We start from the raw sequence: 7649 nt of genomic DNA, 5'->3' as shown, positions 1-7649 counted from the left end.
AATACGCCGGCCGCGTCCCAGGACATGAACATCGCGCTATACCGCGATCCCACCGGGCCGATCTTGGCCGCCGGCAGGGAGACTGATACCATCAACTACCTCGCCTCCGACGGCACCTATTACCTCAGGGTCATCTGGGCGCAGTATCCAGATGGCAACCATCCCGACGGGGCGACCTATACCTATTCGCTCGATGTCGACCTGCCCGAGGAGATGCCCTCCGACGGCAACGACACGCTCGAGACCGCCACGCCGATCACCGGCTCGGGCACCACGATCCACAGCGGCACCGGGGTCGACTGGTACCGGATCGATACCCTCTCCGGCGAGATGTCCTTCTCGGTGACCCCGACCGCGGGCCAGAACCTCAACTTCACGCTGCACAATGCCGATGGCACGATCCTGCGCGCGGGGCAGGACGCCGCCGAGGCGACGAAGGCGCTCGACTACCTCGCGGGCACCGACGACACCTATTATCTCAAGGTGTTCTGGGCGCGCTATCCCGACGGCGCCCCCAACGGCGTCACCATCGACTATTCGCTGAGCTTGCGCCCACTGGTCCAGCTGCGATGCCGGGATCAGGGAATGATGCGGGTGTATTTCGTACCTTCGAGCGTCGCACCGAGGCGCAGCCCGGACTGGCCGAAGATCACCGCGATCACCGGCGAGAGCGAGGTCGTCGTCTCGGCCGCCAGCGTGTCGCCGCGTTCCGGGGTCGCGTACTCGACATTCGCCCCGGCGGCCCAGCCCGGCGAGCGGCGGAAGTTGTTGAGCGCGTCGTCGGTCATGAAGAACAGCACGTGGGCGTATTGCTGGGCGCCGATCTGCAGTCCGCCGGAGCCGCGCACCATCGAGTAGTAGTCGACCGTTGCGCCGCCGACGCGCAACGCGCCGCGCCCGTAGGCGCCGCCGACGCCGAGCCCGGCCTCTGTCACCAGCGGCATCACCAGCATGCCGGCGGCCTTCTGGCCGAGGTCGATGGTGCCGGGGAACTGCGAGTACATCTGGCTCAGCGTGCTGTCCACGCGGGCGTCGATCGTGGCCGCGCCCGAGCCGCCAATGCCGTTGCCGCAGGCGGCGAGAAGCGGCAGCGCCGCCAGTCCGAGGGTGAAGCTGCGTCGGGTCATCATCATGGGTCTGCTGGTATCCTGTCTTGCCGATGCCTCTGGTCCGGCTGTCCCGCCGGTCTACTTGTCGAGGTTATACGCGTGAAATGCAGGGCTGTCACGACGCAAGCGCCCTGTGCCGGGGCGCTTGCGGCATTCCGCCTCTCAGCCGTTCAGAAGCCGGGCCGCTGCCGGGGCGAAATAGGTCAGCACCCCGTCACAGCCGGCGCGCTTGAACGCGATCAGGCTTTCGAGCATCACCCGGTCGTGGTCGAGCCAGCCGCGCTCGGCGGCGCCGGCCAGCATCGCGTATTCGCCCGACACCTGGTAGGCGAAGGTCGGCGCGCCGAACATCTCCTTGGCGCGGCGGCAGATGTCGAGATAGGGCATGCCGGGCTTGACCATCACCATGTCTGCCCCCTCCGAGAGGTCGCGCTCGATCAGCCGCATCGCCTCGTCGGAGTTGCCCGCCATCATCTGGTAGCTGCTCTTGTCGCCCTTGAGCGCTCCGGACGCCCCTACCGCGTCTCGGAACGGGCCATAGAAGGCCGAGGCGTACTTGGCGGAGTAGGACAGCAGCAGCGTATTGCGGAAGCCTTCTGCTTCCAGCGCCGCGCGCATCGCGCCGATGCGGCCGTCCATCATGTCCGAGGGGCCGATCATGTCGGCCCCGGCGCGGGCCTGGCTCAGCGCCTGCTTCACCAGCGCCTCGACGGTTTCGTCATTGACGATCTCGCCATCGCGTTCGAACCCGTCATGACCGCTGGCATTGTAGGGATCGAGCGCCACGTCGGTCATCACCGCCATCTCCGGCACCGCGTCCTTGATCGCCCGGGTGGCGCGGTTGGACAGGTTTTCGGGGTTCCAGGCCTCGGCGCAATCCTCGGTCTTCAGCGCCTCGGGGGTGTAGGGGAACAGGCAGATCGCCGGGATGCCAAGCGCATGGGCCTCGCGCGCCGCCTCGACCACCTTGTCGACCGAGAGGCGGTTGACCCCGGGCATCGAGCCGACTGGCTCGACCACCCCCTCGCCCTCGCGCACGAAGACCGGCCAGATGAAATCGGCCGGGCTTAGGGAGGTCTCCGCCGTCAGGGCGCGGATCGCCGCGGACTTGCGCAGCCGGCGCAGGCGGGTGGCGGGAAAGGGGGCCTGGGTGGGGAGCATGTCCGGTTCCTCGGTGTCGTTGGCGGCGTCTTCGGCGCGGTATCCCAGTCGAATGCACTCCCGGCGGGGGTCTTGTCCAGACCTGCCGGGGAGGACCCCGCGTCGCAGCCCGGCCCCCGGCGCGGCGCTGCGGGCACAGGCCGGGGCTTCGTTCCCCGGTGCGCGGGGCAGGCTCTGGGCAAGCGGGAGCAGGCGGGCTAGAAGGCGGAAAACGGGTTTTGCGAGGCACTCAGTGGATTGGTACCGGATCGTTCTTGAAACCATCGACATGCGCTCGTTCTCGAACATGTGGTTCTGGATCGCGCTGGCGGTGGTCTGGTCCACCGCGAGCCACTGGGTCCTCGGCGTGCCCTTCGACATGGTGATGCGCGCCCGCCGCCACGGCGGCCAGGCCGAGCGCGATCTCGAGGACATGGTCCGGATCAACGTCAACCGCATCCTCTTCATCACCGAGGAGGCCGGGGTCTGGGGCGTGGCGCTGGCCTCGGCGCTGCTGTCGATGCTGGCGGTCTCGGGCTTCGGCTACGCGATCGAGTTGTCGCAGGCGCTGTTCCTGCTGGCCTTCCCGATGTCTCTGGTCGGGCTGATGAGCATCGGCACCGCGGCAAGGATCCGCGACGAAGGGCTCTCCGGAGAGGTGCTGCGGCGCAAGCTTGCCTCGCACCGGTTCTGGGTCCAGGTGATCGGCCTGATCTCGATCCTGGTCACCGCGCTCTGGGGTATGGCGCAGAACATGTCCTTCACCGCGCTCTGAGCGCGACGGATCGCTTACCGCGCCGAAACGGCGACATGTCCCTCACCGCTCCGAAAGGGCGACATGTCCCTTACCGCGCCGAAACGGCGCGAGGCCGCGCTATGAGCGGTTGACGGCGGCGCGTGCGCGCGCCACATCCCATCCCCATGTCACAGTCCCGCATCATCATGGGCGGCGCGCCCGAAGGCTTCGACGCGAAGCTGATCCTGGCCGAGGTCGAGAAGGCCGACGGTCCCGTCATCCATGTCGCCCGTGACGACAAGCGCATGGCGGCGCTGCAGGAGGCGCTGGCCTTCTTCGCGCCCGACATGCCGGTGGTGAGTTTCCCGGCGTGGGACTGTCTGCCCTATGACCGGGTCTCGCCCAATCCCGACATCTCGGCGGCGCGCATGTCGACGCTGGCGGCGCTGGTTCACGCCATGCCGCAGCGCTTCGTGTTGCTGACCACGCTGTCGGCGGCGACGCAGTACATCCCCGCGCGCGAGCTGCTGCGCGATGCCGCCTTCTCGGCCCGGGTCGGCGACCGCATCGACGAGAAGGCGCTGCGCGACTTCCTCGTGCGAATGGGCTTCTCGCAGGCGCCCACGGTGACCGAGCCCGGCGATTACGCCATCAGAGGCGGCATCATCGACATCTTTCCGCCGGGCGAGGGCGGGCCGGTACGGCTCGACCTGTTCGGCGACGTGCTCGACGGCGCGCGGCGCTTCGATGCGGTCTCGCAGCGCACCACGGAAAAGCTTGACCTGGTCGAGCTGGCACCGGTCTCGGAGGTGATCCTCGACGAGGCGGCGATCACGCGGTTCCGGCAGAACTACCGCATCGAGTTCGGCGCCGGCGGCACCGATGATCCGCTCTACGAAGCGGTCAGCGCCGGGCGCAAGCAGCAGGGCATGGAGCACTGGCTGCCGTTCTTCCACGACCGGCTCGAGACGCTGTTCGACTACCTGCCGGGCGTGCCGCTGCTGATGGACGACCAGCTCACCCCGGCGCGTCTGGCGCGCTGGGAAAGCATCGAGGACCAGTACCAGACCCGCCGCCATGCCATGGCGCAGAAGGGCCGGATCGACTCGGTCTACAAGCCGGTGCCGCCGGGCCAGCTCTACCTTGACGACACAGCCTGGGAGATGGCCACCGAGGGCCGCCGCGTGGTGCAGTTCCATCCGCTGCCGCAGTCGAGCGGGCCGGGCGTGGTCGATGCCGGCGGGCGCATCGGGCGCAGTTTCGCGCCCGAGCGTCAGCAGGAAAACGTGAGCCTCTTCGGGGCTTTGGCCGATCACGTGAAAACCAAGCTGCAGGATGGACCGGTGCTCATCGCGTCGTGGTCCGAGGGCGCGCGCGAGCGCCTGACGGGCCTGATCGAGGATGAGGGATTGGCCGAGGCGATCCCGATCGGCAACGGCACGCGGATCGGCAAGCGCGGCCTTCATCTGGCGGTCTGGGCTCTTGAGAACGGCTTCGAGGCGCCGTGGGAACAGGCCGGCAAGGGTCAGCGCCTGACGGTGATCTCGGAGCAGGACGTGCTGGGCGACCGTCTGATCCGCGCGCCGAAGAAACGCAGGAAGGCCGAGAACTTCCTGACCGAGGCGCAATCCCTGACCCCGGGCAACCTTGTGGTGCACGTGGATCACGGCATCGGGCGCTATCAGGGCATGGAGGTGATTTCGGCCGCCGGAGCCGCGCATGAGTGCCTGCTGCTAGAATATGCCGAGGGCGCGCGGCTCTATCTCCCGGTCGAGAACATCGAGCTGCTGTCGCGCTATGGCCATGACGAGGGTCTGCTCGACAGGCTCGGCGGCGGCGCGTGGCAGGCCAAGAAGGCCCGCCTCAAGGAGCGCATACGCGAGATGGCGGACAAGCTCATCCGCGTCGCGGCCGAGCGCGCACTGCGCAAGGCGCCGATCATCGACCCGCCGCCCGGCGCGTGGGAGAGCTTCTGCGCACGCTTCCCCTATACCGAGACCGACGACCAGATCGGCGCCATCGAGGACGTGCTCGAGGACATGACCAGCGGCAACCCGATGGACCGGCTGATCTGCGGCGACGTGGGCTTCGGCAAGACCGAGGTCGCCATGCGCGCGGCCTTTGTCGCCGCCATGTCCGGAGTACAGGTGGCAGTGATCGCGCCCACCACGCTGTTGGCGCGGCAGCACTACAAGAGCTTTGCCGAGCGCTTCCGCGGCTTCCCGATCAACGTCGCGCCGCTGTCGCGTTTCGTCAGCTCGGGGCAGGCGGCCAAGACCCGCGACGGCATCACCAAGGGCACCGTGGACATCGCCGTGGGCACCCATGCGCTGCTGGCCAAGAACATCCGTTTCCAGAACCTCGGCCTGCTGATCATCGACGAGGAGCAGCATTTCGGCGTCGGCCACAAGGAGCGGCTCAAGCAGCTGCGCTCCGACATCCACGTGCTGACCCTGACCGCGACACCGATCCCGCGCACGCTGCAGCTGTCGCTCTCGGGCGTGCGGGACCTGTCGATCATCGGCACGCCGCCGGTGGACCGTCTCTCGATCCGCACCTATGTCTCCGAGTTCGACGCGGTGACCATCCGCGAGGCGCTCTTGCGCGAGCATTACCGCGGCGGCCAGAGCTTTTACGTGGTGCCGCGGATCTCGGACCTCGCCGAGATCGAGGAATTCCTGCGCGAGCAGGTGCCCGAGGTGTCCTATGTCGTGGCGCATGGCCAGATGGCGGCGGGCGAGCTCGACGAGCGCATGAACGCCTTCTACGACGGCAAGTTCGACGTGCTGCTGGCGACCACCATCGTGGAATCGGGGCTCGATATCCCGACCGCCAACACCATGGTGGTGCACCGCTCTGACATGTTCGGCCTGTCGCAGCTCTACCAGATCCGCGGCCGGGTCGGGCGGTCCAAGACCCGCGCCTATGCCTACCTTACCACCCAGCCGCGCGCCAAGCTCACGGACACCGCGCAGAAGCGCCTGCGCGTGCTGGGCTCGCTCGACACGCTGGGGGCGGGCTTCACGCTGGCCTCTCAGGATCTCGACATTCGCGGCGCCGGCAACCTGCTTGGCGAAGAGCAGTCGGGCCAGATGCGCGATGTGGGCTACGAGCTTTACCAGTCGATGCTCGAGGAGGCCATCGCCAAGATCAAATCCGGCGAGATGGAGGGGCTGCTTGACGATGACGGCCAATGGGCGCCGCAGATCAACCTCGGTGTGCCGGTGCTGATCCCCGAAGAGTATGTGCCCGATCTCGACGTGCGCCTCGGCCTCTACCGGCGCCTCTCGGAGCTGTCGACCAAGGTGGAGCTTGAGGGCTTTGCGGCCGAGCTTATCGACCGCTTCGGCAAGCTGCCGAAGGAGGTCAACACGCTGCTCCTGATCGTGCGCATCAAGAACATGTGCAAGCGCGCCGGCATCGCCAAGCTCGATGGCGGGCCCAAGGGCGCGACGATCCAGTTCCACAACGACAAGTTCGCCAAGCCCGAGGGGCTGGTCTCGTTCATCCAGGACCCGAACAACCACGCCAAGATCAAGGACAACAAGATCGTGGTGCGGCGCGACTGGGCCAAGGACAGCGACAAGATCAAGGGCGCCTATGCCATCGCCCGGGACTTGGCGGAAAAGGCAGGCGCCATCCGGCTGCGCAAGGACGCCTGAGCCGGGGCGCGCGGGCGCCGGGAGAGAGGAGGGGCGGATGCGGATCGCCTCGCTCAACATGCAGAACCTGCGGCTGCTGCCCGATGGCAGCGGCGGCCACCTGCATGGCGCGCGCGACCGTGACGATGCCGAGAGCCCCGCGCATGACGCGGCCGACCGGAGGCTGACCGCCGAACTTCTCGCCGCCACCGGGGCCGATGTTCTGGCGCTTCAGGAGGTGTTCGACGCCGAGAGCCTCGATGCGTTCCATGACCGGTATCTGGCGCAGGTCGCCGATCCGTACCCGCACCGGCTCTGCCTGCCGGGCAATGACGGGCGCGGGCTCGACGTGGCCCTGATGGCCCGGCGACGCTGGGAGGGGGCGTCAAGCCATGCCGAGCTGTTGCCGTCGGATCTGGGTCTGAGCCCGCTGCAAGGGATGCCGGAGGATCAGCCGGTGTTCCGGCGAGATTGCCTCGAGGCGCGGTTCGGGGCGCTGACGCTCTTCGTGCTGCACCTCAAGGCGCCATGGCCGGACCCGAAGCGCGCATGGGAGCTGCGGCGTCTTGAATCGCAGGCGGTGCTGCGGTTGTTGCCGCGGGATCCGGAGGCGCTGTGGCTGGTGATCGGCGATCTCAACGAGCCGCGCGGCGAGGGCGAACGCGCCATCGCACCGCTCGAGGCGGCGGGGGTGGATCTTGGCCTGCGGCTGCCCGAGGATCGTCGCTGGACCTATTACGAGCCGCATCTGCACAAGCACAATCGCCCCGACGTGATGATCGCCTCGCAGGCGCTGGCCGCGCGCTTTCCCGACGCGGTGCCGCGCGTGCTTTACCGTGGGCTCGGGCGTGAGGCCGGGCAGGGCGCGCGCCTGCCGGGCGTCGGTGAGCATCGCCCCCATGCCAGCGACCACGCCGCCCTGCTGATTGATCTGCCCGGGCTGTGACGGCCCTGCGGGGCGCCGGCAAGATGCCTTTCCGGGCACTCGTCCCGCATTGATCGCCCAGCAAAGCGCCGGACAGC

Annotated in this window: 6 protein-coding genes; 3 read left to right on the top strand and 3 right to left on the bottom strand. The window is 68.0% G+C overall.

The annotated features are described in order from the left end of the window. Positions 1–182: 182 nt before the first annotated feature. The 3 genes from R2601_RS26085 to hemB all read right to left on the bottom strand — a co-directional run bounded on the left by R2601_RS26085 (position 183) and on the right by hemB (position 2270). Complete coding sequence (locus R2601_RS26085; RefSeq protein WP_144266927.1) at positions 183–371, bottom strand: hypothetical protein; 189 nt, start codon at positions 369–371, stop codon at positions 183–185. A 207-nt stretch (positions 372–578) separates the two neighbouring features. Further along, positions 579–1133 carry a lipid-binding SYLF domain-containing protein gene (locus tag R2601_RS26080; protein WP_007800680.1) on the bottom strand — a complete coding sequence of 185 codons (555 nt, stop codon included), beginning with the start codon at positions 1131–1133 and terminating at the stop codon, positions 579–581. A 138-nt stretch (positions 1134–1271) separates the two neighbouring features. Continuing rightward, positions 1272–2270, bottom strand: a complete 999-nt coding sequence (hemB, locus tag R2601_RS17385; RefSeq protein WP_007800678.1) for a porphobilinogen synthase — start codon at positions 2268–2270, stop codon at positions 1272–1274. A 232-nt stretch (positions 2271–2502) separates the two neighbouring features. On the opposite strand from hemB, the gene R2601_RS17380 reads away from it, so the two are divergent. From R2601_RS17380 to R2601_RS17370, 3 genes are all read left to right on the top strand, one after another. Continuing rightward, positions 2503–3024: a hypothetical protein gene (locus R2601_RS17380; protein ID WP_007800675.1), complete on the top strand. Its 522-nt coding sequence runs from the start codon at positions 2503–2505 to the stop codon at positions 3022–3024. Between the two features lie 146 nt (positions 3025–3170). Beyond that, entirely contained in the window at positions 3171–6647 is a 3477-nt protein-coding gene (mfd, locus tag R2601_RS17375; protein ID WP_007800673.1) for a transcription-repair coupling factor, read from the top strand. Positions 6648–6684: 37 nt separating this feature from the next. Beyond that, positions 6685–7572: an endonuclease/exonuclease/phosphatase family protein gene (locus R2601_RS17370; protein WP_007800671.1), complete on the top strand. Its 888-nt coding sequence runs from the start codon at positions 6685–6687 to the stop codon at positions 7570–7572. The last annotated feature ends 77 nt before the right edge of the window (positions 7573–7649 follow it).

It is taken from the genome of Salipiger bermudensis HTCC2601 (genome assembly GCF_000153725.1).
GTDB classification, from domain to species: Bacteria; Pseudomonadota; Alphaproteobacteria; order Rhodobacterales; family Rhodobacteraceae; genus Salipiger; species Salipiger bermudensis.
The sequence above is the reverse complement of the archived record's forward strand: the minus strand, read 5'-3'. Positions and strand labels throughout refer to the sequence as shown.